The 24,111-nt window shown below is 73.1% G+C and carries 23 protein-coding genes and 1 pseudogene; 10 read left to right on the plus strand and 14 right to left on the minus strand.

Features of this window, described 5'->3' with window-relative positions; translation table 11 throughout:
- The first annotated feature begins 132 nt into the window (after positions 1-132).
- Entirely contained in the window at positions 133-765 is a 633-nt protein-coding gene (locus tag HCN51_RS23550; RefSeq protein WP_168011618.1) for a TetR family transcriptional regulator, read from the plus strand.
- A gap of 6 nt (positions 766-771) precedes the next feature.
- Here HCN51_RS23550 and HCN51_RS23555 read toward each other — a convergent pair whose 3' ends face one another.
- Positions 772-1,113: a DUF4190 domain-containing protein gene (locus tag HCN51_RS23555; RefSeq protein ID WP_168011619.1), complete on the minus strand. Its 342-nt coding sequence runs from the start codon at positions 1,111-1,113 to the stop codon at positions 772-774.
- Positions 1,114-1,268: 155 nt separating this feature from the next.
- Entirely contained in the window at positions 1,269-1,787 is a 519-nt protein-coding gene (locus tag HCN51_RS23560) for an SDR family NAD(P)-dependent oxidoreductase (RefSeq protein WP_168011678.1), read from the minus strand.
- Between HCN51_RS23560 and HCN51_RS23565 the strand changes: the two genes are divergently transcribed.
- On the plus strand, positions 1,747-2,079 hold the full coding sequence (locus HCN51_RS23565) for an SbtR family transcriptional regulator (RefSeq protein WP_168011620.1): 333 nt from the start codon (positions 1,747-1,749) through the stop codon (positions 2,077-2,079). The two genes, HCN51_RS23560 and HCN51_RS23565, sit on opposite strands and share 41 nt — an antisense overlap.
- A gap of 30 nt (positions 2,080-2,109) precedes the next feature.
- On the opposite strand, the gene HCN51_RS23570 is transcribed toward HCN51_RS23565, so the two are convergent.
- The 4 genes from HCN51_RS23570 to HCN51_RS23585 all read right to left on the minus strand — a co-directional run bounded on the left by HCN51_RS23570 (position 2,110) and on the right by HCN51_RS23585 (position 7,550).
- Positions 2,110-3,123: a LacI family DNA-binding transcriptional regulator gene (locus HCN51_RS23570; RefSeq protein ID WP_168011621.1), complete on the minus strand. Its 1,014-nt coding sequence runs from the start codon at positions 3,121-3,123 to the stop codon at positions 2,110-2,112.
- A gap of 77 nt (positions 3,124-3,200) precedes the next feature.
- Positions 3,201-4,721, minus strand: coding sequence for a M1 family metallopeptidase (locus HCN51_RS23575; protein WP_206067574.1), 1,521 nt, complete (start codon positions 4,719-4,721; stop codon positions 3,201-3,203).
- Positions 4,722-4,871: 150 nt separating this feature from the next.
- Complete coding sequence (locus HCN51_RS23580) at positions 4,872-7,103, minus strand: WD40 repeat domain-containing serine/threonine protein kinase (RefSeq protein WP_168011622.1); 2,232 nt, start codon at positions 7,101-7,103, stop codon at positions 4,872-4,874.
- Between the two features lie 99 nt (positions 7,104-7,202).
- On the minus strand, positions 7,203-7,550 hold the full coding sequence (locus HCN51_RS23585; protein WP_168011623.1) for a hypothetical protein: 348 nt from the start codon (positions 7,548-7,550) through the stop codon (positions 7,203-7,205).
- A gap of 86 nt (positions 7,551-7,636) precedes the next feature.
- Here HCN51_RS23585 and HCN51_RS23590 point away from each other — a divergent pair, with 86 nt between their 5' ends.
- A complete protein-coding gene (locus HCN51_RS23590) occupies positions 7,637-8,815 on the plus strand; it encodes an FAD-dependent oxidoreductase (RefSeq protein WP_168011624.1) in 1,179 nt (392 codons plus the stop codon).
- 19 nt (positions 8,816-8,834) lie between these two features.
- On the opposite strand, the gene HCN51_RS23595 is transcribed toward HCN51_RS23590, so the two are convergent.
- The 5 genes and pseudogenes from HCN51_RS23595 to HCN51_RS63020 form a co-directional block, all read right to left on the minus strand.
- A complete protein-coding gene (locus tag HCN51_RS23595; protein ID WP_168011625.1) occupies positions 8,835-9,755 on the minus strand; it encodes a phosphotransferase family protein in 921 nt (306 codons plus the stop codon).
- Positions 9,756-9,929: 174 nt separating this feature from the next.
- Positions 9,930-10,343, minus strand: a complete 414-nt coding sequence (locus HCN51_RS23600; protein ID WP_168011626.1) for a peptidase inhibitor family I36 protein — start codon at positions 10,341-10,343, stop codon at positions 9,930-9,932.
- Positions 10,344-10,489: 146 nt separating this feature from the next.
- The gene (locus HCN51_RS23605; RefSeq protein WP_168011627.1) at positions 10,490-12,586 is read right to left on the minus strand and encodes a protein kinase domain-containing protein; all 2,097 of its coding nucleotides are present in this window, start codon (positions 12,584-12,586) and stop codon (positions 10,490-10,492) included.
- A 75-nt stretch (positions 12,587-12,661) separates the two neighbouring features.
- Positions 12,662-13,861 carry an MFS transporter gene (locus HCN51_RS23610; RefSeq protein WP_168011628.1) on the minus strand — a complete coding sequence of 400 codons (1,200 nt, stop codon included), beginning with the start codon at positions 13,859-13,861 and terminating at the stop codon, positions 12,662-12,664.
- Between the two features lie 236 nt (positions 13,862-14,097).
- Positions 14,098-14,717: pseudogene (locus HCN51_RS63020) on the minus strand (TIM-barrel domain-containing protein).
- A 131-nt stretch (positions 14,718-14,848) separates the two neighbouring features.
- Between HCN51_RS63020 and HCN51_RS23620 the strand changes: the two are divergent.
- Positions 14,849-15,613, plus strand: coding sequence for an STAS domain-containing protein (locus HCN51_RS23620; protein ID WP_168011629.1), 765 nt, complete (start codon positions 14,849-14,851; stop codon positions 15,611-15,613).
- A gap of 229 nt (positions 15,614-15,842) precedes the next feature.
- Positions 15,843-16,628 (plus strand): calcium-binding protein, encoded by a 786-nt coding sequence (locus tag HCN51_RS23625; protein WP_168011630.1) that lies wholly within the window; start codon positions 15,843-15,845, stop codon positions 16,626-16,628.
- 261 nt (positions 16,629-16,889) lie between these two features.
- On the opposite strand, the gene HCN51_RS23630 is transcribed toward HCN51_RS23625, so the two are convergent.
- Positions 16,890-17,381 carry a hypothetical protein gene (locus tag HCN51_RS23630; protein WP_168011631.1) on the minus strand — a complete coding sequence of 164 codons (492 nt, stop codon included), beginning with the start codon at positions 17,379-17,381 and terminating at the stop codon, positions 16,890-16,892.
- Positions 17,382-17,402: 21 nt separating this feature from the next.
- Here HCN51_RS23630 and HCN51_RS23635 point away from each other — a divergent pair, with 21 nt between their 5' ends.
- The 5 genes from HCN51_RS23635 (at position 17,403) to HCN51_RS23655 (ending at position 22,450) form a co-directional block, all read left to right on the plus strand.
- On the plus strand, positions 17,403-17,870 hold the full coding sequence (locus tag HCN51_RS23635) for a hypothetical protein (protein WP_168011632.1): 468 nt from the start codon (positions 17,403-17,405) through the stop codon (positions 17,868-17,870).
- Between the two features lie 136 nt (positions 17,871-18,006).
- Entirely contained in the window at positions 18,007-18,300 is a 294-nt protein-coding gene (locus HCN51_RS23640; RefSeq protein WP_168011633.1) for a twin-arginine translocase TatA/TatE family subunit, read from the plus strand.
- A gap of 28 nt (positions 18,301-18,328) precedes the next feature.
- A complete protein-coding gene (locus HCN51_RS23645) occupies positions 18,329-18,727 on the plus strand; it encodes an ArsR/SmtB family transcription factor (protein WP_168011634.1) in 399 nt (132 codons plus the stop codon).
- Positions 18,711-21,308 (plus strand): magnesium-translocating P-type ATPase, encoded by a 2,598-nt coding sequence (mgtA, locus tag HCN51_RS23650; protein ID WP_206067576.1) that lies wholly within the window; start codon positions 18,711-18,713, stop codon positions 21,306-21,308. Before HCN51_RS23645 ends, mgtA begins: the two co-directional genes overlap by 17 nt.
- 266 nt (positions 21,309-21,574) lie before the next feature.
- Positions 21,575-22,450, plus strand: a complete 876-nt coding sequence (locus tag HCN51_RS23655) for a helix-turn-helix transcriptional regulator (RefSeq protein ID WP_168011636.1) — start codon at positions 21,575-21,577, stop codon at positions 22,448-22,450.
- A gap of 27 nt (positions 22,451-22,477) precedes the next feature.
- Here the strand turns inward: HCN51_RS23655 and HCN51_RS23660 are convergent, their stop codons facing one another.
- Both HCN51_RS23660 and HCN51_RS23665 read right to left on the minus strand, forming a co-directional pair.
- Positions 22,478-23,104: a class I SAM-dependent methyltransferase gene (locus tag HCN51_RS23660; protein ID WP_346433762.1), complete on the minus strand. Its 627-nt coding sequence runs from the start codon at positions 23,102-23,104 to the stop codon at positions 22,478-22,480.
- A gap of 111 nt (positions 23,105-23,215) precedes the next feature.
- Complete coding sequence (locus HCN51_RS23665) at positions 23,216-24,052, minus strand: maleylpyruvate isomerase family mycothiol-dependent enzyme (protein WP_168011637.1); 837 nt, start codon at positions 24,050-24,052, stop codon at positions 23,216-23,218.
- Between the last annotated feature and the right edge of the window lie 59 nt (positions 24,053-24,111).

Consider the following 24,111-nt stretch of genomic DNA (forward strand, 5'->3'; position numbering starts at 1 on the left):
TGTGCGTGTGCCCGGAGATGACGGCGTCCACCTCGGGGTCGAACCTCTGCACGATGTCCTTGATCGGCGCGGCCAGGTTGTTGCACTGGTTCGGCAGGCCGGCGCCGGTTCGAGCTGCCGCCGGAGGAGAACGTGACGCGGAGCGCCGCCCGCGGGCCGTACGTCAAGACGGCGGCGATCCGCCGCAAGGTCGTCGAGGCCTGCGTGGACGCCTTCGGCCAGGCCGGCTTCTACGGCGCGACCATGAAGGACATCGCCGAGCGCGCCGGCATCAGTTACACGGGCCTGCTGCACCACTTCTCGAGCAAGGAGGAGCTGCTGGCCGCCGTGCTGGCGCCGCGCGACGAGCGCGGCACCGCCTACCTGGAGTCGGCGCACGCCCTCGACGCGAGCGCCAACCCGGTCGAGAGCCTGCGCGGCATGCTCGCCGTCATCCTCGACGACGAGCTGCAGCCCGGCCTCATGGAGCTGCACTGCGTCGTCTCGGGGGAGGCCACCTGGCCGCACCATCCGGCGCACGCCTGCTACACCGAGCGCTACCGGATGCTGCGCCGCTTCTACGCCATGGCGTTCCAGGCCCTGGCCGAGCGCGGGGAGCTGCGCTCGGCCGGCGACCCGGAGACGCTGGCCACGATGACGATCGCGCTCATCAACGGCGTGCAGGCCCAGTGGCTGTTCGACCGCGACTCGGTGCGGATGGAGCGCGCGATCAGGGACTTCCTGGCCTCCCTCGTGCCCGCGCTCGCCGAGGACGCGCGCACGTGAACGTCGTCAGAACCGCACGCCGGAGAGCGTCTGGTTGATCCACTCGGCGACCATCGAGGGGTTGGCGAGCAGGAAGCCGGAGACGACGAGAGCGGGAACGATCACGAGGTAGCCGAGGACGAGCCCGGCCACCGCCATGCCGTGCCCGCCCTTCGTGCCGCGCTTGGTCTGCCTCGCCGCGACATGCCCCAGCACGACGGCCACGAGGGACGGGATGCCGAACAGGCACCAGCTCCCCACGAACCCGATGATGCCGAAGATGAGGCTGGCGACGGCGACCCCTGACGTCGGCGTCGCGGGGACCGGGGGCGGCGGGCGGTACTCGTGATCTCCGTAGGAAGAGTGCATGGGCCCTCCTCAAGGAGACGCCGGGGGGAATCCGCATCGCTTCGCGACGCGATCCTACGCTTCCGCGCAGCGCGGGTCACGAGCTTTCGAGCGGGACGGACGGCGCTCGACCAGGAGCCCGGCGCGGAGTATCCCGATGCCCGGGGCTCGCGGGCTCACCAGGGCATGCGGCCGCTGTCGTCGAAGAAGCCGCCCGACTCGCCGTCGGCGCCGACCGTGGCCCAGTGGACGACCGCGCGGGCGCCCTCGTCCGGGGTGCGCTCGCCCTTGAAGCCGTTGAGGCCGGTCGCGACGTAGCCCGGCGTGACGGCGTTGATTTTGATGTGGGCCGTGCCGGGAACGTCGGCGAAGGCGTTGGCGTACTTGACGGTCAGCATGTTCACCGCCGCCTTGGTCGCCGAGTAGGCGAACGACTCGTGGGAGCGGGCGAACATCGAGCCCTGCTCGGTGGCCTTGGCGAACACGGCCGAGTCGCTGGAGACGTTGACGATGCGCGCCGCCGGGGACCGGCGCAGCAGCGGCAGCATCGCGTGGACGACCCGCACCATGCCGAGCACGTTCGTCTCGAACTCCGGGAGCAGGTCGCCGGCCGACACCTCGGCGGCGGTCTTGCGCCGCAGCACGCCGGCGTTGTTGACCAGGACGTCGAGCCGGCCGTATTCACGCTCGATCAGCTCGGCCGCCTGGCTGCGCCGCTTCGTCGACTACATCAGGACCAAGCTGGCCTTCGCCGACGCGCTCAACCGCTCCACCGACACCTTCCAGGCCTGCCGCAAGGCGATGCGCGAAGCCGGAGGCCCGCTGCTGGAGCGGGCGCAGCGCGCGGGCGCCGCGGCTCCCGAGCCGACGATCGACGACCTGCTGCGGATGTTCTCCGGCATCAGCGCCATCGAGTACGCCGACGACGCCCAGCGCGAGCGGGTCTTCGGCCTGGCACTCGCCGGGCTGCGGGCACGTCCCTCATGAGCCCCGACGCGGCCGTGCGGCTCCTGAGGATCAGGCCGAGTCGCGGATCACCAGGGTCGCGGCCTCCGAGGGCGGGCGGCCGCGCGTGTCCGGCTTCTCCAGGCCCCGCAGCACCGCGTCGGCCAGCTCGGCGGCGACGGCCTCCATGTGCTGGTCGATCGTGGTGAGGGGCGGCTCGGCGAAGCGGGCCATGGGGATGTCGTCCACGCCGATGACGGCCAGCCCGGCGGGCGCCGGCCGGCCGGTGGCGCGCAGCCCGGCCAGCAGGGCGATGGCGACCTCGTCGTTGAACGCGCACACGGCGGTGACGCCCGCCGCCTGCCACGCCCGCGCCGCGGCGGTCGCCGCCCCGACGTCCAGCGCGACCTCCCGCACGTCCGGAGGGGCCAGGCCGTGCTCGGCGCAGCCCTGCCGGACGCCCTCCAGGCGCGGCTCGGAGAAGGCGCGCAGGCGCGGGTCGGCGGGGCTGGCGTAGCCGACCCGGGTGTGCCCCTTGGCGGCCAGGTGGGCGGCCTGCATCAGGCCGATGCGGAGCTGCCCGCGCGTCAGGACGTTCGGCTCGCCGTCGCTGTCGCCCCAGACGTCGACCACGTACGTGCCGGCGGCCCGCAGGTCCGCCCGCTGCTCCCTGCCGACGGGGGCGAAGGAGACCACGGCGGCCGGCGCCAGGTCCTTCCACAGCGAGCCGGCGCCGCGCCCGCTCTCGATGCGCGTGATCACGCTCAGGCCGTGGCGTTCGAGGCCGGCGGTGAGGTGCTCGATCAGCTCGACGGCCGTGGGGCCCAGCGGCATGCTCGCGACGAGCAGCAGCACGATGTCGCTCCGGCCGAGCCGCAGGGTGCGGGCCGCGGCCGAAGGGGTGTAGCCGAGCTTCTCGACGGCGGCGTGGATGCGCCGCCGGGTCTCCTCGGAGATCTTCTGGTGCGGCACGTTGTTGAGCACGTAGCTGACCGTGGTCTGCGAGACCCCGGCCTCGCGGGCCACATCGACGGACGTGACGCGCCGCGCTCTGGCCACCCGGGTCTCCTTCGTCGCACCCGCCATCGCGCGGAATCGTATCAGCGGCCCGGAGAGGCGGGGGTCGTGCGCGCGGCCGTGCCGCCGCGCGCACGAAGGACCGCTCAGGCGGGGCCGTGCAGCAGCTCGTGGAACCTCTTGTGGCTCTCGTAGGAGGCCGGGAGCCCCTTCCTGGCGGCGGTGGAAGGCACCGCACCCGGCGGGCTGGCCGGCTTGCTCGGCGTGTAGAGCCAGGTCTGGAAGAGCGCGTCCAGCTGCTCGCCGGAGATCTTCTCCGACAGGGAGATGAACTCCGCGGTGGTTCCGTTGCCGTGCTGCTCGATCCTCGCCCAGGCCCTGAGAATGGCGAAGAAGTCCTGGTCGCCGACCTCCTCGCGCAGCGCCTGCAACGTCATGCCGCCCCGCCAGTAGACCGAGGCGTAGAAGAGGAATTCCGGGCTGGGATCGCCCGGAACCCGCACCCAGAACCGGGGGTGATCGGCCGGGATCTCGTCGTAGAGCGCGTTGGCCAGCTCGGCCGCGGTGCCCGTGCCCTCCTTCTCCGACCACAGCCACTCGGCGTAGGTGGCGAAACCCTCGTTCAGCCAGATGTCGCGCCACTGCTCCAGCGCGACGCTGTCACCGAACCACTGGTGGGCGTTCTCGTGCACCACCACGCTGATGTCCGGGCCGGTCTCGAAGAAGACCGAGTCGTAGACGGGGTGCGACTGGGTCTCCAGCGCGAAGCCCACGTTCTCGTTGACGACCGAGCCGCCCATCGAGGAGAACGGGTAACGGCCGAACACGCTCGACTCCCACGCGATCACCTCCGGCGTGCGCTCGACGCTGGCCTTCGCGAACCCCATGCGCGGGCCGAGCGTCACGTCGTACGCGGTCGTCACCGGCAGGCCCGTGGACGAGCGGGTCCGGTGCACCTCGATGTCACCGATGTAGAGCATGGCCAGGTACGTGGCCATCGGCTTGTCCATCACGTAGCGGAAGGTCGTCGTGCCGCGCGCGGTGCGCCGGGAGGCGAGCACACCGTTGCTGATCACCTGCTTGCCCTCCGGCACGGTGACCGTCACGTCGAAGGTGGCCTTGTCCGCCGGGTGGTCGTTGCTCGGGTACCACCACCAGGCGACCTCCGGCTCGCCCAGCGCGAGCGCGCCGTCGGCCCGCTTGATCCACGGCCGGACGATGCCGGGCACCTCGACCGAGCTGGGGACGCCCGCGTAGGCCACCTCGACGACGAACGGCAGGAACCTGGGCAGGTCACGCGCCGGGGTGATCTCCAGCTCGTGCGCGCCCGTCCTGGCGAAGGCGGCCGCCCGGCCGTTGACCTTGACCTCCCGCACGTCCAGCAGGAAGTCGAGGTTGAAGCGCGACAGCGTCTGCGTGGCGGTGGCCAGCAGCGTCGCCCGGCCCTCCAGCCGGTCGGCGCCCGGCTGGTAGTCCAGCTTCAGGCTGTAGTGCTTGACGTCGTAGCCGCCGTTCCCGTAATCGGGGAAGTACACGTCCCCGATCCCGGGCGCGCCGGGCACGCCGCCCGTGGCGGCGGAGGCGGGCAGAGGGGCGGACAGGGGAACGGCGAGGGTCAGGGATAAGGCGGCGGCCGTCGCGGCGCGCCTGATCGAGCGCGGGAGCATGTCCCTCCTCGGTGAGATCCGGTGGTCGCGAACGTACGTCAACCACCGGCCCGGGTGAAGTGCGGGCACTTGGCCGGAACCGGTCATCCCCCGCCGCGTGGGGGCGGCGCGATCGCTGACGCCGGGGGACGCGCCGACACGCCGGCGTCGTCAGGGGGAGGCCGGGCCGAGGCTCCACACGGTGACGTTGCCCTTGACGTCGCCGGCGGCCAGCCACGTCTCCCCGCGGTCCTCGGCGATCGCCACCGAGTAGACGCGCCCGGCCGGGACCTTCAGCGGGTCGCCGATCTGCTTGCCGTCGCGCAGGTCCCAGACGCGGACGGTGCCGTCGAACCCGCCGGAGGCGACGACCGCGCGGCCCTTCACCCGGCCCACCGCCAGGGCGGCGACCTCGGCGTTGTGGCCGGAGAACGACTCCACCTCCTGCCCGCTGCCCAGATCCCACACCCGGACCTGCTGGTCGGCGCCGCCGGTGATGCCGACCGGCTTGCCGTCCATGTCGGTGGTCGCCACGGCGAACACGTCGGCGGTGTGCCCGCGGAAGGTGGCGCCCAGGGCGCCCGTCTCCAGGTTCCACACGCGGGCGGTGTCGTCGGCCGACGCGGTCACCGCGAACGGATGCCCGTCCATCGTCCCGGTGGCGACGCCGAAGATCGGGTCGCCGCCGGTCGTCTTGGGCTGGCGTCCGGTGTCCTGGCCCTTCTTCGGGTCCCAGACGTGGACGCCGCCGGCCTGGTCGCCGCTGACCATGAGGGTCTTGCCCGCCACGTGGGCGGTGGCGATCGTGTAGACCATGTCCCGGTGGCCCTTGTAGGTGGGGCCGAGCGGCGCGTTGCCCTGGGCCGCCGACACGACGACCCCGCCGTTCTGCAGCCGCCTGAACGTGGCCGCCTGCCCGTCCACCTCGCCGACGTCGACGGCGGCGCCCGTCTGCTCGCCGCCGATGTTCTCCAGCTCGGCCAGCTCCGTGACCTCGGTGGGGCGGGCGCCGAGCTTCCACACCCTGGCCACGCCCTTGGTGCCGCCGGCCACCACGACGCGGTCGCCGCCGTACTTGCTGATCGCGATGCTGTTGACCTCGCCGCCGAGCGAGATCTTGGCCAGCTTCGTGCCGTACGGGCGGGCGGCGGCGGGCGGCGGCGCGTCCGTCGTCACCGCTGTCGTGGCCGTCGTCGCCGCGGCCGGGGGCGTGGAGGACGAGGGCGGCCGGTTCGTACCGCCCCGCAGGGCCACCACGATCACGCTCACGAGCACCGCCACGGACGCGGCCGCGCCGACGACCACGAGCCGGGACCGCTTGCGGCCGGAGCCCGTGGTGAGGACGTCCGGCGAGCCGCCGTAGGGCGACGCGCCCGGGGACGGTGTTCCGAACGGCGGCGCCCCGGCGGGCGGCGGCGTACCGGACGGAGATCCGAGCGGTGACCCGGACGGAGACCCGAGCGGTGACCCGGACGGCGTGCCGAGCGGCGATCCGGGCGGTGTCATGCCGGGGGAGGGGGTCCAGCCGGGCATGGCGGTGGTGGGCGGCGCCGCGGCCGGGTGCGTGCCGGAGCCGGAGCCGGAGCCGGTGGCGGGCTCGCCGCGGTCGTGGCCGAGGAGGAGGTGCAGGACCTCGGCCGCCGTGGGCCGCTCCTGCGGCGCCTTGGCCAGGCACCGGGTGAGCAGCGCGCGCAGCGGCTCGGGCACGCCGTACAGGTCCGGCTCGGCGTTCAGGATGCGGTACATCACCGCGGGCATCGTGTCCAGGCCGAACGACGGGCGGCCGGTGGCGGCGAAGCCGACCGTCACCGCCCAGCTGAACACGTCGGACGCGGGCTGCGCCGGCTCGCCGTGGATCACCTCGGGAGCCATGTACGCGGGCGTGCCCACCGAGCCGCCGCCCGTGACGGTCATGTCGACGGCGCGCGCGATGCCGAAGTCGATCACGCGGGGGCCGTCGGAGCCGAGCAGCACGTTCGACGGCTTGAAGTCGCGGTGCACGACGCCGGCCCGGTGGATGGCCGCCAGCGCCGTGGCGGTGCTGACCGCGATGCGGTCGAGCGCGCCTCCTGACCTGGGGCCGTGCTCGCGGACGGAGTCCTCCAGCGACGGGCCGTCGATGAACTCCGAGACGATGTAGGGCCGGTCGCCGTCGACCGCGACGTCCAGGACGCGCGCCGTGCAGAACGCCGCCACCCGCATGGCCGCGTCGACCTCGCGCAGGAACCGCTCGCGGGCCTCGCTGCGCACCGCCAGCCTGGCGTGCAGCATCTTGATCGCCACCCGCTCGCCGGACGGGTGCTCGGCCAGGTAGACCACGCCCTGCCCGCCCTCGCCCAGGCCGCCGACGATGCGATAGTCACCCAGCCGGGTCGGCTCGCCGGCCTGCAGGGGGCGGAACATGGTTCACGACGATACACGAGCAGCAGAAAGACGGCGATTCTCCGCGTTCCCGGCGGACCTGCGCCCGCATTCTGCGGTTTCCGGGCGTGAGGGCGAGGCTCAGCCGTTCTCGTGCGCGTCGATGCGGCGCTTCATGAACTCCCACGCCGACTGCTTGGAGATGCCGAGCTGCCGCCCGATCTGCTCCAGGCTGGCCCCTTCCGCCTGGGCGACGCGCATGGCGATCCATCGCTGGGCGGTGAGCATGCCCATGAGGTCGGCGTTGGCCTGGAGCGCCTCCAGCGGCGTGATCTCGGGCAGCTCCGCGAGCCTGCCCTCCAGGCGGGCCGCCTCCTCCTGGCGGCCGGCCGACCGCGCGTCGGCCAGCGCGTGCTGGAGCTGGATCCGCTCCAGGAACGTGCTCCACCTCGTCCACAGTTCGTTGCCACGGTCGGTGTCGGCGCTCACGGTGGCCAGGTTAGCCGAGCCGGAGCGGCTCCCCGGCCGTCAGGTTGCCTTGACGCCTTCGAGGCCGTCAGGTTACCCTGACGACAATGAATCCCTTACACACCGAGCGGTCACCGCTCCACGTCATCGTCGCCGGCGGTGGGATCGCCGGCCTCTGCCTCGCCCAGGCACTGCGCGCCTCGGGCCTGAGCGTCCAGGTCCACGAACGCGACGAGTCCCCCGAGATCCGGGGGCAGGGCTACCGGCTGGGCATCAAGGAGACCGGAGCCCGGGCCCTGCGCGAGTGCCTGCCCGCCGACCTCCACCGGCTGTGCCGGGCCGCCGCCATCCGCACGGCCACCCACATGATCTTCATGGACGAGCGGCTCCGGCCGAAGTTCCAGCGGCCCGTCCCGCCGGCGCCGGACGGCGAGGACGCCCCGTTCGGGGTGAACCGGCTGACCCTCAGGGAGATCCTGCTGACCGGTCTGGAGGACGCCGTCCGGTTCGGCTCGGCGCTCGACCACTACGAGCCGCTGCCCGACGGCCGCGTCCGCGCCGTGTTCGCCGACGGCTCGCACGCCGTGGGCGACCTGCTCGTCGGCGCCGACGGCACCCGTTCGGCGGTGCGGCGGCAGCTCGTCCCGGACGCCGTCGTCGACGAGCTCGCCTGGGCCGTGTGGGGCCGCACCCCGATCACCCCCGCGCTGCTGGACCGCGTCCCGCCGGAGCTGGTCGACAGCTTCAACCGGGTCATCGCGCCGGACGGCACCGCCTTCTCCGTGGCCACCTGCCGCACCGCCGAGGCCCCGTCCCGGGCGGCCGCGCGCCTGGCGCCCCGCGCCCGGCTGACCGACGTCCCGGGCTACTTCTCCTGGATGGTCGCCACCCCCGCCGGCGGCGAACGCCCGTCCGCGCCGGAGGAGCTGCACCGGCTGGCCGCCCGCACGGTGGAGAGCTGGCACCCGGCGCCCGGCGAGATCGTCGCCGCTGCCGACGTGCCCGGCACGTTCGGCGTCCCGATCACCTCGGCCCGCCCCGTCCAGCCGTGGGACGAGCCGGCGGTGACCCTGCTCGGCGACGCGATCCACACCATGTCGCCGGGCCGCGGCGACGGCGCGAACGTGGCGCTCCAGCACGCGGCGCTGCTGGCGCGGCTGCTGGCCGGCCGCTCCTCCCTGGCGCAGGCCAAGCGGGAGTACGAGAGGCGGATGCTCCGCGACGGCTTCGCCGCCGTCGAGCTCTCCCGCCGGGCCCCGTTCGTCCCCTCCCGCCCGACCCGCTGAGAAACGCCCTGCTCGCCGGTCAGGTCAGGTCCGACCAAGGGGCGGGCGGGGCCGCGGCGAAGAAGTGCAGCAGGCCCAGGATGCGGCTGGCCGGCGGGGCGGTCCAGTGGCGCTCGCCCGGCCGCGGCTGCGGAGCCGCGAGCCGGCCCAGCGCCCAGGTGAGATGCAGCCACAACATCCGCGCCTCCCACGCGGGCGCGGGCGCGTGGGCCTCCTGCCGGTAGCCGTCGAGCAGGGCGGGCACGCAGGTCAGCGGCATCTTGGCAAAGTCGACGGCGGGGTCGGAGCGGGCGGCGTCACCCCAGTCGACGATCCCGCTCAGCCGCGTCGTGCCGGGGGAGACGAGCAGGTTCTGCGGGGCGACGTCGCCGTGCACCAGCACCAGGGACGGGCTCGCCGGCAGGTGCGGCGCCAGCCGGTCGAACCAGCCGGTGAGCCGGCGGGCCGTCCCGGCGTCGACCCACCCCTCCGCGAGCAGCCGGCCCGTGAGCTCCCACGGATCTCCCGTGTCGTCCTCCGTGGGAACGCCGGCGGGCACCGAGGCCGACCCGTGGAGCTTGCCCAGCTCGCGGCCCACCTCCCGGCAGAGCCCGGCGGCGTCGCCCTCGGAAAGGCCGAGCCGGGCGAGATCCGTTCCGGGCGCCCGGGTGAGCACCATATAAGGGACGTCCACCTCGGAGCAGGAGTCGTCGAACGCGACCACCTCGGGCGTGCGCACGCCGGCGCGCAGCGCCGCCGGGATGACCGCGGCCTCCTTGACCAGGTCGGGCAGGAACTCCGCGGCCCGGGGGACGCGCAGCACCAGATCGTCGCCGAGCAGGAACACGTGGTTGGCCACCCCCGGCGGCAACGGCCGCACCCGGCCGCCATCGACGCCGTGCCGCCGGGCGATCGCGGACAGCGCCGCGCCGCCCGGCTCGTATCCCGCCTTGACCGCCATCCGCGCCATGCTGCCACGGCCGCCCGGCCGCCGTCGCGTCCTTTTTCCGGGCGCGTGATGTTTCCCGGACAGCATAAAATCGGCGCACCGCCATTCCGGGCACCGTCGACAATTAGCGGATCCGGCGACGGGCCCTGCCCGGCATTGCCGGGCGGGGCCCAAAAAGCCGCACAATCAGGAGACCTGGGTCAGCCTCGAGTCGGCTTCGGTGGCGGCGGCGGGGCATTCACCACGCCATTGGACGCGGGCGATGTTGATGGCGAAGCCCGTCGCCACGTTGTAGCGGCCCTCGGCCCACCCGTAGTGGAAGCAGCCGAAGTAGCCGCCGGAGGGACCGTAGAGATCGACGTGGTCGAGACCCGGCGCCGCGAAGCCGTTGTTGAACAGGGACCGCACGCCGTTGCAGGTGAAAGCCCCGCTGACGGCGGTCTGGCAGATCTTGTCGACCCCGTTCTGGCTGCCGTAGAAGCAGACGTACCCTCCCGGGCACTCCCACGCGGCGGCGGTCGCGGTCTGGGCGGTGGCCGGCCCGGACAGGCCCGTCATCGCGAGCACGGCCACAGCCATGATCATTAACAGTTTGCGCACGATTCTCCCCGTTTCTGTGCTGACAAACTTTCCCCACAGCAGGAAAACACGCGACCGACTATTCATGGAAGTGCGGAACGGGAAACGGTGAATTCCATATCGGGCCCGCCCGATGCCGCCATTCCTGGGTGCCGGCAATTGCCGCATCAGGACGTCGTCGGATCGACCGTGAAGTAGGGGGAGACCTCCAGCTCGTCCGCCGCCCGCAGCAGCGTGTGCGTGAGCTTGCCGTCGAACGCCACGACGCGCACCTCGGAGTCGGTGCCGTTGTCGTTCTCCCAGCAGTACAGATGCGACTCGTCGTACCAGCCGAGCACCTTGTCGCAGTCGGAGGTGAACCTGCGGACCTGCTTGCCGGTGGCCGCGTCCCAGAGGCAGTGCTCACCGCCGCCGTCACCGCCCGGGCAGTTCGTCACGAACGTCCGGCCCGACGGCGAGAACAGGTCCACCGTGCCGGACGCCGGCCGGCCCACCCCCGGCAGGTCCCGCGTGCGCCTGCCCGAGGCGTCGAAGAAGCGCAGCCCCTCGTCGTCGCGGTGCACGGCGACCACGCCGCGCTCGTCGCCGTCCCAGCCGAAGTTGCCGTCACGGACGCTCTCGTCGGCCACCCGCACCACCCGCACCCGCGCCTGGGGCACGTCCACGATGGCGAAGCCGAGCGTGGTCCACACGGTCTCGCCCCGCTCGTCCTCGCTCTTCCTGTCGAGGTTGAGCAGGATCCGGGTGCCGTCCTTCGACCAGGCGCGCAGGCTCGTGTCCAGCGGCTTGCGCACGGTCTTGACGCGGAAGCTGGAGCCGTCGCGCCGGTCGGTGATGAGGATCGAGTCGTAGCCGTCGGAGGTGTAGTCCTCCGGCCGGCCCGCCAGGAGGTGGCCGTCGGGGGAGACCAGCGAATCCACGTTGTCCGGATACTTGTCGAACGTGCCGCGCAGCGAGCTCCTGGCGTAGTCCACGTCCTCGTCGAGCTTCTTGTCGTACACCTCGTACGCGGTCAGGGTGATCGGGTCGGACGGCCGCTCGTACAGGGTGATCGCACCGCCGGGCAAGGTCAGCGCGGAGGGCGTGGGCGGGGCCGCCGCACGCGACGGCGTGGCCGGCGCGGCGCCCGGCTGCCGCAGCCAGCCGGGCACGGCCAGCCCCGTCACCAGGACGACCGTGGTGACCAGGGCCGCGGTGGCGAGGAGGACCGCCACGCGCGGCGGCCTGGAGCGCCCGCCCCGCGACGCGTCCCGAGCGCCGCCACGTGCGTCGTCCTTGAAGCCGCTCTGAAGGCCGCTCTGAAAGCCGCTCGGAAGGCTGCTCTGAAAGCCGCTCTTCAGGCCGCTTCGGGAGCCGATGCGGGCGCCGTGCCCCGGGGCGTCCTGGGTGCTGTCCTGGGTGGCGTCGCGGAAGGCGGGGCGAGCGGCCTGGCGGGCGCCTTCGGCGAGCGGGTCGGCGCCGGGTGCCGGGTTGCGCAGCAGGCAGGCGATCACGTCCATGGCCGACGGCCGGCTCGCCGGGTCCTTGGCCAGGCACCGCAGCACCAGCTCGCCGAGCTGCCCGTCGAGCGCGCCCAGGTCGGGCCGCGCGTTCAGCACCCGGCTCATCACGGCGTGCGCCCCGTCGAGGCCGAACGGCGCCCGCCCGCAGGAGGCGAACACCATCGTGCCGGCCCAGGCGAACAGGTCCGCCGCGGGCCCGACGCCCCGCCCCATGACCTGCTCGGGAGCCATGTACGCGGGCGTCCCGATCTGCGTGCTGCTGGTCAGGGTGGCCGGGTCGAGCTCGCGGGCGATGCCGAAGTCGATGACGCGCGGCCCGGTGGCGCCGATGATGACGTTGCCGGGCTTGAAGTCGCGGTGCACGACGCCGGCCTGGTGGACGGCGGCGAGCGCGGTGGCGGTGCCGACGGCCAGCCGCTCCAGGTCCCCGCCGGCGAGCGGCCCGTCCTGCCGGACGACGCGCTCCAGGGAGCGGCCCTCGACGTACTCGCTGACGATGTACGGCCGCCCCTGCTCGACCCCGGTGCTCAGCACGGCCGCGGTGCAGAACGGCGCCACCCGCTGCGCGACCTCGGCCTCCCGCAGGAAGCGCTCGAAGCCGTCGTCGCCCGACGGGCGCAGCCATTTGACGGCCACGCGCACGTCCATGGGGGTGCGGGCGAGGTAGACGACGCCCTGCCCGCCTTCACCGAGCCTGCCGAGCAGTTCCAGGCCGCCCAACTCCTGTGGGTCACCGGGCAGCAGCGGCGTGAAGTCGGCCATGGATCATTGTGGGGCCATCCGGTGGACCTCACACAAGGGGGTCAGGTCGTGCGGGAGGGGAAGCGCCCGGCGGGGTCAGGTCGGGCGGGAGGGGGAGCGGGCGGCGGCGAGGCGGCCGCGGGTGTCGACGGCCGGCGCGAGGAAGACGGCGGAGACGACGAAGGCGAGCACCACCAGCATGGCGGTGCGCAGCCCCCAGTGGTCGCCGAGGAAGCCGAGCCCGGGCGGCCCGACGAGGAAGGCGATGTAGCCGATGGTGGCGACGAGGCTGACACGGGCGGTCTCGTCCGGGCCGGTCTCGCCGGCCGCCGACAGCGCGACGGGGAAGCCCAGCGACGCGCCGAGCCCCCAGAAGAGCACGGCGGCCCCGGCCAGCACGGCGTTGTCCGAGAAGATGACGAGGAGCAGCCCGACAGCGCCGGAGACGGCGCTGGCGCGGACGACGGCGGTGCGGCCGAAGCGGTCGAGGAAGTAGGCGCCGCCGAACCGGCCGATGGTCATGGCGGCGGCGAAACCGGTGTAGACGAGGGAGCCGGCGGTGGCGTCGAGGCCGTGCCCGTCGACCATGAGGAGCGGCAGCCAGTCGTTGGCGGCGCCTTCGGCCAGCGCCATCGCCAGGACGACGGCGCCGATGAGGACGAGCCGGGTGTCCTTCCACAGCTTCGGCCGCGCGGAGCCCGACCGGGTCTCGCCGGGCGCGCCGAGGCCGGTACCCGCCGGGATGGCGCGGATGGCGTACAGGAGCATGGCGGCCGCGATCAGGGTGACGGCGGCCAGGTGCCAGTGGACCGGCAGGCGGGCGGCGGTGGCCGCGATGCCCGCGCAGGAGCCGGCCACGGTGCCGAGGCTGAAGCAGCCGTGCAGGATGGGCATGGTCGTCTTGCCGGTGAGGCGTTCGACGTCGGTGGCGTCGACGTTGATCGCCACCTCGCCGCCGCCGATGCCCAGGCCGAACGCGAACAGGCCCGCCGTGACCAGCGGCGCCGACGCCAGGAGGCTGCCGGCGCTGATGACGGCCAGGGCGGCGACGATCAGCGCGGTCCCGATGCCCATGACGGGCCTGGTCCCGAAGCGGGAGACGAGGCGCCCGGAGCACAGCACCCCGATCATGGAGCCGAGCGACAGGCCGAACAGGATCAGCCCCATCTGCGCGGTGGACGCCTCCAGGCCGTCACGGAGGTCGGGGGTGCGGGTCACCCACGACGACATCGCGATCCCGGGGAGGAGGAAGAACAGGAACAGCGCCTGCCGGCGCCGGCGCGTGGCGAGGTCCATGCAGCAAGATCTCCGGGATTCGCGTGAAGGGGTCGCGTGAGGGGGTCGCGTGAGGGGGTCGCGTCAAGGGGGATATCGGCGCCTATAGGTGATGGACGCGATCATATCGGGATAAAGCCTCACTTAGGCAGATTCGTAGGTCCACCCGAAAGCCACCGACGACGAGACCGACACCTCCCCGCCCGAACGCGTCACCCTGAACCGCGCGGGCACGCCCGTGGCGGGATCGGTGACGGTCACGGTCGTCTCGCCGTTAGACACGGCACCCGGTACGACGACGAGCCGTGCAGCCGCGAGTGTGACGACGTCAGCCCGAACGCCACCCAGCGCTTGAAGACGCCGGGGTCCGGCGTGCCCTCGAAGCCGCCGATGTCGTGGCTCCAGAACGAGAACCCGGACAACGCCGGCGACAGGCCGCCGCGCAGCGTCTCCGCCATCGACTCGTACGTCGATCCGGTGTCGCCGCCCCAGCGCACCGGCATGCGCTGCCCGCCGTCGCCGACCGCGCGAACAGCACCGCCTCGCCCCGGCCGCGCCGCTCCTCCAGCACCTCGAACACGGCCTGGTTGTACGGCCGCGTGTAGAGGTTGTGCATGCGCTCGGGCGCGGAGCCGTCGGCGTAGACGACGTCGAGCGGGATCCGCTCGCCGAAGTCCGTCTTGAACGTGTCCACCCCCTGGTCGAGCAGCACCCGCAGCTTCGACTGGAACCACTCGGCCGCGCCGGGGTATGTGAGGTCCACCAGCCCCATGCCGGCCTGCCACAGGTCCCACTGCCGCACCGACCCGTCCGGCCGCCTCAGCAGGAACCCCCGCTCGGCGGCCTCGACATCCACCATGCCTGGTGCCCGGTTCATGTCCTCCGCTTCCTCGTCATCAGGGACATTCCCGCTCGCCTGCGCCTCAGCCCCACGTCATGACGGCCAATGGGTCATTTCCCGGCGGTCCCTGGCATGTGCCTGGCCCCGGAGGGAAGTGGTTCCGGGTGATGCCCCTGTCGCTGCGCCTCGTCCCCCTGGGTGACGTCACCCTGCTGCTGTTCATGGCGGGCGAGCTCGACCGGTCCAACCGGTTCGTGCTGGCCGACGCCCTGGAGTCGATCCCGCGCTCCCCGGTCACGTACGTGGTGGTGGCGGCGGGGGGCCTGGGCTTCTGCGACCTGGGCGGGTTCGACCAGCTCTCCCTCACGCACCGGAGGCTGCGGGTGAAGGGCGGGCGCCTGGTGGTCGCCGACGCCCAGCCGCCGCTGCGCCGGCTGATCGAGCTCAGGGCCGGGGGCGACGGCGCGGCCGCGATCGCCTTGTACCCGAGCGTGGCCGCCGCCCTGTCCGCCACCGACACCGACGGCCACCCGTCCGCCGCCTCGGCCGCTTTGGCGGCGCGGCCCAGGCACCTGCCCCGGGTACGCGCACTGCACCCCGCCCAGCACCCCGTCCAGCACCCCGTCCAGCACTCCGCCCAGCACCCCGTCCAGCATCTCGGCCAGGACCCCGGTCCGCCGGTTTCGGCATCGCGGGTCGCGCCACCCCGTCCCTCGGCACCGATCGCGGCCACCTCGCCGGTCATCGCCTGGTCCCAGGCCCTCCGCAAGCAAGCGGCCGACCAGCAGCAGATCATCGCCGAGCGGCTCGGCACCGCACGAGGGGCGGCGATCCGCCTGCGCGAGAGCCGGCGGCGCTGCCAGGAGAGCATCACGGCCCTGCGCGGCACGCTCCGCGACGTCCAGGCGACCCTCACCACCGATCTTCGCTGACGGATCACGCACCTCGGGTCGTCCGCGCACCTGCCTGACCGGCCGGCCATGTCCCGCCGGCGGCACGTCCTGGAACCTCATGGCACGCCTCCTGGGGTGGGAGCACTGCCGCCCCCACCCCACCGACGAGAGGACCGACCATGTCCAGGCGAATGCGACCGCACCGCGTTCCACGCGGTGCGTTGAAGATGCTCGGAGGTACGGCGGCGCTGGCCCTCTGCCGGCCATCATGCTCACGCGGCCCGCCACCGCCTCCCCGTGCTACGGCGACTGCCGGCCCGGCGTCGTGCGCGGCTTCGGAGGCGTCAGGTACGACGCGACCGTGGGAGCGGACGACCAGATCACGCTCAGCGTGAGCAACGGATCCTTCGTGCTGACCGACCCCACCGGCACCATCTCCTCGGGCACGGGTGACTGCGTCGTGGTGAACGCGCACGAGGCCCGCTGCCCGATCGGGCCGAGCCCGTCCATCAGGATCCGGGGGCTGGACGGGAACGACGCGATCACGAACACCACCGCCTTCGGCTCTCGCCTGATCGGCGGCCAGGGCGACGACCGCCTCGCCGGCGGCTCCGGCGACGACGAGCTGACCGGCGAGACCGGCGCCGACGTCATGCAGGGCGGCGCCGGCTCCGACACCGCCGTCTACGTCGGGACCACGAGCCAGCTCGGCGTCCACGCCGACCTCGACGGCGCGATCGGCGACGACGGCAGCGCCGACGACGGCCCCGCCGGCGCCCGGGACAGCATCGCCGCCGACGTCGAGAACCTGAGCGGCAACCAGTACAACGACGTGCTCATCGGTAACGCGGGCGCGAACGTCCTCGACGGCAACGGCGGCACCGACCAGGTCCAGGGCCTGGGCGGCAACGACCGGCTCACGGCCAGGGGCGGCGGCACCCTGGACGGCGGCGCCGGCACCGACCGCTGCACGTCCGACCTGATGCTCTCCACCAACACCTCGCCGGCGGACACGTTCGTCGGCTGCGAGACCACCTCGATCCTGCGGCCTTGACCCTCAAGGAGCCTCCCTCCCGGCGGCCCCCACCCGGGGGGCCGCCGGGAGGGCGGGCGGCCGGACGGCGCGGGGGTGTCGTCTTGCCAGATGAGAACGTCCTCATCTTGGGCTCACGCTGGTCCAACCACCGCTCGGCAAGGTGGGACACAGCCGAGCGGTAAGGGGCATGCATTGGAGCGAGGACTGCGGTGGTGGCTGTTCGCTGTCGTGACGGCGCTGCTGTGTGCCACCGGGCCGATGCCCGCCGCCTGGCAGACATCATCCCCCTTCGCTGTGCGGGGCATCGGGAGCGTCGCATGGGCCGATGACGACGACGATGACGACGACGGCGGCGGCGGAGACGGCGACAAGGGCGATGACGGCGCCGGCGGGAGCCATGGCGGCAAAAGTGGCGCCGGTAAGAGCGGCGACGACGGCGAGCGGAAGGGTAGCGAGGGTGACGACGGCGGCGCCGGCGGGGGCGGTGGCGACAAGGGCGGCGACGGCAAGGGGCGCGACGGCAGCGGGGATGGCGCCGGCGGTAAGGGCGGCGACGGTGACGGGGGTAGCGCCGGAGGTAGGGGTGGCGACGGTGGCGGGCACGATGCCGGCGAGCACGGCGGCGGTGCCGGCGGTGGTGCCGGCGGTGGTGCCGGTGGTGGCGAGAGCAACGGTGATGCGGGCGTCGCTGGCCAGCCTTCGAGCATCGGAAGCCCCGGCCGTGACGAAGGCCCGGGCGACAGTGCCGACGTCCAGGAAACACCCTCCCAAGACGGTGGCAGCCGCCCCGAGGTGCCGGAAGACGCGAGCGGCAGCCCACCGCGAGGTGAACGCCCGGAGCAGCAACCCTCAGCAGAAGACCTCCCGCCTGCTGACGGCACCGGCGAGGAGACGCCGAGTGGCGACGAAGACGACGACATCACCCTGAAGTCCGGCGACGACGAGGAACGGGCCGTCATCGAGACGAAGACCGGCACCCCTTCGGCCCGTGGCGACCCCGGCCAGGCGTACAGCCAGGGGGCGCTGATCGCGCTGACGGCCATCGCCGGCACGGCGGCCCTCGTCGGAGCTGTCTACCGGATGCTGGGCAAGGTGGATCCCCGTACCCCGCTGGTGGCGTCGGCCGGACACGCTGCGATGAAGGCGGCTCCTCTGGCGGCGCGGGAGCCGGACCGGCCTCCGGTCCCGCTGCCGAGGGTGACCTTCACCCGCGCCTGCCGATCGGGAACGGGCTGGCAAGGGCGATGGCACCGGCCATAGGGAAGGCGGCCGCCGGTATGACGACCCGGAGCGGCCTTACGAGTGTCAGCGTAGATCTTATAGTTCGAGAGTTGCGCATTCATGCAAGTGTCGGCACCCTGGTGGCAGCAACCGACGTCTGCCGGAAGGAGCTGTCATGCAGAACCTCGGATGGGGTGAGATCCTCATCATCGCCATGGTCTTCGCCATGCTGTTCGGCGCGAAGAAGTTGCCTGACACCGCTCGCGCCGTTGGTCGTTCCCTGCGGATCTTCAAGGCGGAGACGTCCAAACTGCACGACGACGACCCGCCCGTTCCCACACAACCCCCCACTCCCGCCCCCGCGCCCGCGCTGTCGCTTGAGGAGCAGGCGCGGCAGCTGGAGGAGCATGCGGCCAGGCTGCGGGCGAGCATCCGGCGGGAGCCCGGAGGTTCGGCCGGGCCCGCCTAGACTTGGTGTCTGCCGTGAGGGAAGGGTGATGGTGGCGACCGCTGAGTTCGTTGATCCGTCGACTGAGGTGCTGGCCGAGGCCGCTGCCGTGTTCGCCCTGCTGTCCTCCCCGCCGCGGCTGCACATCGTGTGGGCGCTGGCGCAGGGCGAATGTGACGTGACCGGGCTGGCGGAGCGCGTGGGCGGCGCCTTGCCGGCGGTCAGCCAGCATTTGGCCAAGCTCAAGCTCGCCGGCCTCGTCCGGTCGAGGCGCGAGGGCCGCAGGGTCGTCTACCTCATCGACGACGAGGACATCGTGGCGACCGTGCACGTCCTGGTCGGCCGGCTGTCCGAGCGGAGCGGCCTGCCTACCGAACACCGGCCTGGCCTGCCCGCCGAACACCAGCATGGTCTGCCCCCGGAACATCGGCGTGGCCTGGGCGCCTGAGGGGGGTGACACCCGGTTCGGGGCGTTGCGGCTGCTGGAGAGCGGGCCGCGCGGCCTGACGGAGGCGCAGGCCGAGCGCCGCCTGCTCGCGCACGGCGAGAACGTCGTCCCCGCGCACCGCCCGGTGTCGTGGCCCCGGCGGCTGGCCCGCAGCCTGCGCGACCCGTTCACGATGGTGCTGCTCGCGCTCGGCGTGGTCTCCGCCCTGATCGCCTCGTGGGGCACGGCGGGCGTGATCGTGCTGCTGGTGGCGGCGAGCTGCCTGCTGCGTTCGAACGGCGAGCACCGGGCCGACCGCTCCACGGCGGCGCTGCGGGAGCTGGTGGCCAGCACGGTCACGGTCCGGCGGCGCCCGGACGAGGAGGCGGGGCCGAGGGAGCGGGAGATCCCGGTGGACGAGCTCGTCCCCGGCGACGTCATCAAGCTCGGCCCCGGTGACGTGGTGCCCGCCGACGTGCGGCTGCTGAGGGCCAGCGGCCTGACCGTGCACCAGGCGGCGCTGACCGGCGAGTCGGAGCCCGTCCCGAAGCAGGCGCACGACCTGCCGGAGGGCACAGACCACCTGCTGTGGCAGGGCAGCAGCGTGGCCTCGGGCACCGCGACGGCCGTGGTGACGGCGACCGGCGCCGCCACCCTGTACGCGGGTGCCCAGCAGGCGCCGGCTCGCAAGCCGTCGGCGTTCGACCGCTCGGTGAACGGCATCTCCTGGATCCTCGTCCGGGTCATGCTCGTCATCCCGCCGGTCGCGCTGGTCGCCAACGCGTTGCTGCACGGCAAGGGGCTGGAGGCGCTGCCGTTCGCGGTGGCGGTGGCCGTCGGGCTGACGCCCGAGATGCTGCCGGTCGTCGTGACCACCGCGCTGGCCAGGGGAGCGGCGCTGCTGGCGGGCGACGGCGTGATCGTCAAGCGGCTGCCGGCGCTGCACGACGTGGGCGCGATCGACGTGTTGTGCGTGGACAAGACCGGCACGCTCACGCAAGACCGTCCCGTGCTCAGCGGCTCCGTCGGCCCCGACGGCAGGGCCGATCCGGCCGCGCTGCGCTGGGCCGCCGTCAACAGCTTCTGGACGCTGCACCTGACCGACCCGCCCACCCCCGACCCGCTGGATGAGGCGATCCTCGACGCCGCCCCCGACCCGGGCGATGTCGAAGGATTGCGGGCCACCCCGTTCGACCCCACCCGGAAGCTGTCGTGCGCCCTGGTCCGTACGGACGAGGCGGCGGCGTACGTCGTGGTGGTCAAGGGCGCGGTGGAGGCCGTCCTGGACCGGTGCGCGATGAGCGAGGCGGAGCGCGCTCGCGCCGCCGAGGTCGCACGGGCCCTGGCCGGAGCGGGGGCGCGGGTGCTCGCGGTCGCCACCGCCGAAAGCACCACTGTGCGCACGGCCGAGCGCATGGCCGAGCACGCGGTTTCCGGGACGGCCGAGGAGGCGGTTTCGAGCACGGCCGAGCGCATGCTTGAGGGCCGCGCCGGGCGTGCCGCCGGGCGCGCGGGAGAGGGCACGCGCGACCACCGCCCGGATGAGGAACGCGGGTTGCGTCTTGTCGGGTTCGTCACGCTGGTGGACGCGCTGTCCCCCGAGGCGGCAGACGCGCTGGCGGTGCTGGCCGGCCGGGGGATCGCCGTGAAGGTGCTGACCGGCGACCATCCGGCGACCGCCGCCCGTGTCTGCCGCGACCTGGGCCTCAAGGTGGAGGCGGTGGCCGACGCGGCAAGCCTCACGCCGCGGGCGCTGGAACGGGCGACGGTGATCGCCCGCTGCACCCCGGAGGACAAGGCCCGGGTGGTCACGGCGTTGCGCGAGGCGGGGCACACGGTGGGGTTCCTCGGTGATGGCAGCAACGACCGGCCCGCGATGCGCGTCGCCGACGTCGGCATCTGCCCGCGCTCGGCCGTGGACGTCACCCGGGAGGCCGCCGACATCGTGCTCGCCGCCAAGGATCTCACGGCGGTCGACCAGGCGGTGCTGGCCGGTCGCCGCAGCACCGGCAACATCATCACCTACCTGCGCATCGCCCTGTCGTCGAACGTCGGCAACGTGATCGCGATGCTGGCCGCCGGGCTGGCGTTCCCGTTCCTGCCGATGCTGCCGATCCAGGTGCTGCTGCAGAACGTCTGCTTCGACGCCGCCCAGCTCTCCTTCGCCTTCGACCGGGCCGCCCCGGCCACCCTGCGCCGCCCTCTGAGGTTGCGGCCGAACGGCATCGTGCGGTTCATCGTCGGGTTCGGCGTGCTGAACGCGCTCGTGGACCTGGCCACGTTCGCCGTCCTGACGTGGGGGGTGCGGGCGGCGGGCCGGCCGGCCTTCCATACCGGCTGGTTCATCGAGAACCTGCTCACCCAGGCGGTCGTCATGCTGCTGCTCCGCCCCACCATCCAGGTGTCACGCCCGCTCGGGCTGGCGGCGGGCGCGCTCGCGGTGGTGGGCCTGCTGCTGCCGCTCTCGCCGTTGGCGGGCGTGTTCGGGCTGGTCGCGCTGCCTGCCGCCAGCCACGCGTGGCTGCTGCTGGTGGTCGTCCTGTACGGCGGCGGTCTGCTGGCGATCAATCGCAGGACCGGCTGGATCGCAGAACGAAGCTGACCACGTCCCTGCGGCTCCACGACCACTCACGCTGCGATCCTCCAGTTCCATAGTTGCGCAAGGCGGCAAGTATCATGGCGCCAACACCAAGAGGGGGCGGGCATGCGGGTCGGGGAGCAGCAGAGGATCGTCGCGCTCCTGTTGTGGGCGCTGGTGTGCTTACTGGACATCTGCGAGTGGACACTGATCACCTGACCGGTATGGGGGGATCGGCAAGCCCTGCCTGAGCCCCCGGAGCACCGGCCGGCGGCGAACATAATGGGCACATGGATCGTGCAGCACTGGCGGACTTCCTGCGCCGCCGCCGCGAGGCGCTACGGCCCGAGGACGTCGGGCTACCGGCGGGCGCGCGCCGCCGGGCCACCGGCCTGCGGCGCGAGGAGGTGGCGTCGCTCGCGGTGATGTCGGCCGACTACTACACCCGCCTGGAACAGCAGCGCGGCCCGCAGCCGAGCGTGCAGATGCTCGCCTCGCTCGCCCGGGCGCTGCGGCTGACGAGCGACGAACGCGACTACCTGTTCCAGGTCGCCGGCCACAACGCCCCCGCCGTGACGAAGGACGCCACGCACGTCGCCCCTGCCTTGCTGCGCGTGCTGGACCGCCTCGACGACACCCCGGCGCTCATCCTGTCGGAGCTGGGCGAGACGCTCGTCCAGAACCGGATGGCCGAAGCCCTGTTCGGTGACAAGTCGGGCTGCACCGGGCACGCCCGCTCCGAGATCTACCGCTGGTTCACCGACCCGTCCGAGCGGCTGCGCTACCCGGAGAACGACCGCGACCGCCAAAGCCGCGCCCTCGTCGCGAACCTGCGTGCCGCCTACGGATCGAGAGGGCCGCAGTCGCGGGCGGGCGAGCTCGTCCGGGCGCTGCGCAAGGTGAGCGACGAGTTCGCCGAGCTGTGGGACCGGCACGAGGTGGCCAAACGCTTCGAGGACCACAAGATCCTCATCCATCCCGAGCTGGGCGAGATCGAGCTGGACTGCCAGGTGCTCTTCACCGAGGACCAGTCGCAGGCCCTGCTGGTGCTCACCGCCCCGCCCCGCACGGAGGGCTACGAGAAGCTGCGGCTGCTCGCGGTGCTGGGCCAGCAGCGCTTCACCGACCGCCCGGACAGCCCGTCCACCCAGCCGCTCGGCCGGTGACGGGCACTCCGGCGATGGCCGGGGAGATCACGCGGGCGGCTGCGGGTGCGGGCGGCGGGCCAGGTGGACCACCGCCGGTGGGAGGTTGCGCCAGACCGTCGTGCTCGTCACGACCTCCTCGAACGCTCCCCGCAGCCCCTCCACCAGCCGCCGGGCGGGCGGGGCCCACCGCGTCCAGGTGTAGGCGAACTGCGTATAGACCCCGGCGGGCGACAGGACGCGGGCCACGGACTCGACGAGCGGCGGCTGCCCCGCGTACGCGATCCACGGCAGCCCGCTGACCACCACGTCCACCGTCCCGGGACCGATGCCGAGGCCGGCGAGGAGGCGCGGCAGGCGTACGGCGTCGTCGCGGATCACCTCCACGGACGGGTACGCCCGCGCGATCCCGGCGGCGAACCGGTCGTTGAGCTCGACCACGACGTGCCTGCCCCGGCCGGCCAGCCGCCGCTGGATGGCGGAGGTGAAGGCGCCCGTCCCGGCACCCAGCTCGACCACCACCGGCTCACCCCGCTCGGGGACGCCGGCCACCATCCGCGCCGCCAGCCGCGCCGAGCTGGGCAGCACCGCGGCCGTCCGCAGGGGCGATCGCAGGAACTCCCGCAGGAACGGGCCACCACCGAGGGCCGCCCCGTGTTGCTGATCGGTCGTCACAGGACGCCCGCCTCCCGATGATCCGATCCGCTGTCGCCGTCGCTGTCGCGATTCGGATTCTCACCCACCCGCGGTGGCGTGCGGATGGCCGGGAAGTGAATCATGAAGGTGTCAGGCGACGACGGCCAGCAAGGCCGTCATGGCGGCGGTGAGCTCGGGGTCGCCGCTCACCTCGGCCCGCGTACGGGCCTGCTCGACGCCGATGCCCCTGGTGGCGAGCCGCCAGAACGTGTCCTGGTCCATGGACACACGGGCGGCCGGCCCGCCGTCGCCGCCGGGCGCGGCCATCCGCCACCGGCCCGCCTGCCACACGGCGCACCACCGCCCACCGGCGGGCCCGTGCACCTCCAGCTCGGCGGCCGTGCCCTCGGGCCGGTCGTGTGCCCGCAGGGTGAAGGGCAGGGCGCGCGCGAACACGTCCAGCACCGGCGCCATCAGCTCGGGCTCCGTCGCCCCCGGCAGGGAGACCGCGTCGCGCACCTGCTGCTGGTGGACCCAGAACTCGGTGTACTCGCGGCCGACATCGAGCCAGCCGGGGCTGTCGAGGTCGGTGGCCGCCCACGACACGTTCAGCCCGGCGGGACCCTCGACGTCGTACGCCGCCCAGACCCCGTCGAGCTGCGGCCCCAGGTGCTCCAGCAGCTCGATCAGCACCCGCGGGCTGAGCTGGCGACCGGCCCTGACGAACTCGTCGTTGGTGCGGGCGAGGTAGGCAGGCAGCGTCTCGTCGTCGGCGAAGATCGCGCCCCGGTGCCCGTCGCGCGCTCCGGACAGGCGCCGCAGGTAGTCGTTGAGCACGTGCGACACGACGTCGTGCACGTCCCACCCGGGGCAGACCGTGGCCCTGCCCCAGTCGGCGGGGGACAGGGCGCGCAGCAGCCCGAGCAGAGCCTCCCGCTCCCGCGGAAACAGCGGACGGACATCGACAACCGGACCGAAGATCGACATCCCCCGACCCTACCGAAGCGTCCAGGCCCTGCTGAAACGAATATCCCAGCCCCAGGAGA

The sequence above is a fragment of the Nonomuraea composti genome (assembly GCF_012034275.1).
Classification (GTDB): domain Bacteria; phylum Actinomycetota; class Actinomycetes; order Streptosporangiales; family Streptosporangiaceae; genus Nonomuraea; species Nonomuraea composti.

Excerpts from the sequence above, each read along its gene's own strand:
- HCN51_RS23555 (WP_168011619.1), bottom strand. The coding sequence starts at position 1,113 with ATGCACTCTTCCTACGGAGATCACGAGTACCGCCCGCCGCCCCCGGTC.
- HCN51_RS23645 (WP_168011634.1), top strand. The coding sequence starts at position 18,329 with ATGGTGGCGACCGCTGAGTTCGTTGATCCGTCGACTGAGGTGCTGGCC.
- HCN51_RS23580 (WP_168011622.1), bottom strand. The coding sequence starts at position 7,103 with ATGTTCCGCCCCCTGCAGGCCGGCGAGCCGACCCGGCTGGGTGACTAT.
- HCN51_RS23605 (WP_168011627.1), bottom strand. The coding sequence starts at position 12,586 with ATGGCCGACTTCACGCCGCTGCTGCCCGGTGACCCACAGGAGTTGGGC.
- HCN51_RS23620 (WP_168011629.1), top strand. The coding sequence starts at position 14,849 with ATGCCCCTGTCGCTGCGCCTCGTCCCCCTGGGTGACGTCACCCTGCTG.
- HCN51_RS23640 (WP_168011633.1), top strand. The coding sequence starts at position 18,007 with ATGCAGAACCTCGGATGGGGTGAGATCCTCATCATCGCCATGGTCTTC.
- HCN51_RS23595 (WP_168011625.1), bottom strand. The coding sequence starts at position 9,755 with ATGGCGGTCAAGGCGGGATACGAGCCGGGCGGCGCGGCGCTGTCCGCG.
- HCN51_RS23590 (WP_168011624.1), top strand. The coding sequence starts at position 7,637 with ATGAATCCCTTACACACCGAGCGGTCACCGCTCCACGTCATCGTCGCC.
- HCN51_RS23575 (WP_206067574.1), bottom strand. The coding sequence starts at position 4,721 with ATGCTCCCGCGCTCGATCAGGCGCGCCGCGACGGCCGCCGCCTTATCC.
- HCN51_RS23610 (WP_168011628.1), bottom strand. The coding sequence starts at position 13,861 with ATGGACCTCGCCACGCGCCGGCGCCGGCAGGCGCTGTTCCTGTTCTTC.
- HCN51_RS23655 (WP_168011636.1), top strand. The coding sequence starts at position 21,575 with ATGGATCGTGCAGCACTGGCGGACTTCCTGCGCCGCCGCCGCGAGGCG.
- HCN51_RS23570 (WP_168011621.1), bottom strand. The coding sequence starts at position 3,123 with ATGGCGGGTGCGACGAAGGAGACCCGGGTGGCCAGAGCGCGGCGCGTC.
- HCN51_RS23665 (WP_168011637.1), bottom strand. The coding sequence starts at position 24,052 with ATGTCGATCTTCGGTCCGGTTGTCGATGTCCGTCCGCTGTTTCCGCGG.
- HCN51_RS23625 (WP_168011630.1), top strand. The coding sequence starts at position 15,843 with ATGCTCACGCGGCCCGCCACCGCCTCCCCGTGCTACGGCGACTGCCGG.